Annotated in this window: 1 protein-coding gene; it reads right to left on the bottom strand. The window is 73.3% G+C overall.

The annotated features are described in order from the left end of the window. Positions 1 to 148: 148 nt before the first annotated feature. Positions 149 to 1354, bottom strand: a 1206-nt coding sequence (locus L0B03_RS17965) for a cytochrome c biogenesis protein ResB (RefSeq protein WP_250448388.1), incomplete at its 5' end; no start/stop codon positions are given.

Raw genomic sequence — 1354 nt, 5'->3', positions numbered from 1 at the left:
GCCGCCCGCCGCGTCGCCCTGCCCTCGTCCGCCGAGGGCCTCGGCGGGCCGGGCCAGACCGTCGGCCAGGCGCGCGAGGTCGATCGAGAAGGCCACGAGCGCGATCGCGTAGGCCGTGACCGCCCCCCACGCGAGGAGGGTGCTCAGCTCACCGGTGCCCATCGTCCTGCCTTCCGTCCAGTGCTCGCACCGCGTCCATGACCCGGTCGAGCTCGCCGTCGAGGCCCAGGTCGTCGCCGCGTGCGAGTGCGGCGCCGTCGACCACTGTACGTCCGTCCTGCTCGGTGACCCGGAGCCAGAGGCGTCGCCGCGGTGTGAAGAGGGACACCGAGAGCCCGACGAGGGCCGCGACCGAGAAGGCGAGGATCCAGGGCAGGGCCGGGTCGTACCGCAGGTCCACGGCCATGAAGCGGGGCAGCTCGTCCCAGGTCAGGGTGCCCAGGTCGCCGGGCAGGTCGACGGTCTCCCCGAGCCTGACCAGGATCGTCGTCGGGGTGCCGTCCTCCTCGAGGACCTGGGCCATCTCCGTGGTGTCCAGCTCGTAGACGTTCTGCGGGACGCCGTCGTCGAGGCCCAGGTCCCCGCTCCAGACCGTCAGGACGAGCATCGGGTCGAAGGGCTGGGGGTAGACCGACCGGGCGCCCGACTCGGTGATCTCGGCGGTGGGCAGCAGGTACCCGACCAGGCCCACCTGGTCCCCGGTCGAGACGTCGGGGACCTTGACCACCCCGCGGGACAGGTACTGCTCGTCCTCGGGGACGAAGGGCACGGTCCCCGCGAAGGCGAGCTCCCCGGTCGCGTCCCGCACCGTGAGCTCGGGGGCGTAGCCGTTGCCCATGAGGTAGACCTTCGCCCCGCCGACCGTGAGCGGGTGGTTGACCCGGATGGACGCGGCGCTCTCCTCGGTCCCCTCGTCCCCCGGCTCGGTGACCGTGACCTCGGCGACAAAGTCCCGCGGGCTCGCGGCCGCGTCGGCGGTGAACTCGGCGATGAACTCGTCCAGCGTCAGGGTGAACGGGACCAGGGAGGTGGGGTCGAAGGCCGTCCCCGCCTCGAAGGTGTCGTAGTCGGTCACGGCGTTGGCGAAGCCCCGGCCCTCGACCACCAGAGCCTGCCCGCGGTAGTGCAGCATCTGCCCGGTGGCCACCGAGACGAGGATCCCCAGCAGGGCCAGGTGGAACAGCAGGTTGCCGCTCTCGCGCAGGTAGCCACGCTCGGCCGCGACCGTCCGCGCCCCGCCGGCCTCGACCCCGTCGTCGACCCGGAACCGCGGCAGCAGGCCGACCGAGCCGGTCAGGGACCGACGGGCTGCGGCCACGACCTCCTCGGGGCCGGCGTCGACCGCCGCGCTCCC

Origin of the sequence: Actinotalea sp. C106, assembly GCF_023630195.1 — a bacterium.
In the GTDB taxonomy this organism is placed as follows: domain Bacteria; phylum Actinomycetota; class Actinomycetes; order Actinomycetales; family Cellulomonadaceae; genus Actinotalea.
Note: the sequence above shows the minus strand (reverse complement) of the source record. Positions and strands in the feature narration are given on the sequence as shown.